The organism is Streptomyces sp. MS191, assembly GCF_008042125.1.
Lineage (GTDB): Bacteria > Actinomycetota > Actinomycetes > Streptomycetales > Streptomycetaceae > Streptomyces.
The window spans coordinates 1-763 of the sequence record NZ_RDBI01000170.1 but is presented as its reverse complement, the minus strand read 5'-3'; the positions used below and the strand labels follow the sequence as shown (position 1 = coordinate 763).

Sequence of the window (763 nt, the reverse complement as noted above, 5' to 3'; positions counted from 1 at the left end):
CTGCGGGGAGAAGCCGAAGGGCAGCTCGAGCCGGTGGCGCCGCATCAGCTCGGCGTCGCTCAGCACGTCCCTGGTCTCCCCGTCGCCCGCGATCACCCCGTCGCTGAGGATCACCGAGCGCGGGCAGAGTTCCAGTGCGTAGGGCAGGTCGTGCGTGACCATCAGGACGGTGACGTCCAGGGACCGCAGGATGTCGGCGAGCTCGCGGCGCGAGGCCGGGTCGAGGTTGGAGGACGGCTCGTCGAGGACGAGGATCTCCGGCTCCATCGCGAGCACGGTCGCCACCGCCACCCGCCGCCGCTGCCCGAAGGACAGGTGGTGCGGCGGCCGGTCGGCGAACTCCGCCATGCCGACCCGCTCGAGCGCGGTGCGGACGACGGACTCCAGCTCCGGCCCGCGGATCCCCGCCGCGGCGGGACCGAAGGCGACGTCCTCGCGCACGGTCGGCATGAAGAGCTGGTCGTCCGGGTCCTGGAAGACGATGCCGACCCGGCGGCGGATCTCCGCGAGGTTCCGCTTCTCGACCGGCAGCCCGGCGACGGCGACCGTGCCGGCGCCGCCGGTGAGGATGCCGTTGAGATGGAGCACGAGGGTGGTCTTGCCGGCGCCGTTCGGGCCGAGCAGGGCGACCCGCTCGCCGCGCCCCACGGTCAGGTCCACCCCGAAGAGCGCCTGATGGCCGTCCGGGTAGGCGTACGCGAGGCCGCGCACCTCCAGCGAGGGGGAGCCGGGGGCGACGGGGAGACCGGGCGACGGGGAGACC

Annotated in this window: 1 protein-coding gene; it reads right to left on the bottom strand. The window is 74.2% G+C overall.

Going from position 1 to position 763, the window contains the following annotated elements; translation table 11 throughout:
* Positions 1–763 (bottom strand): energy-coupling factor ABC transporter ATP-binding protein (locus EAO71_RS36140; protein WP_410094341.1); only part of this gene is annotated, 763 nt, incomplete at both ends.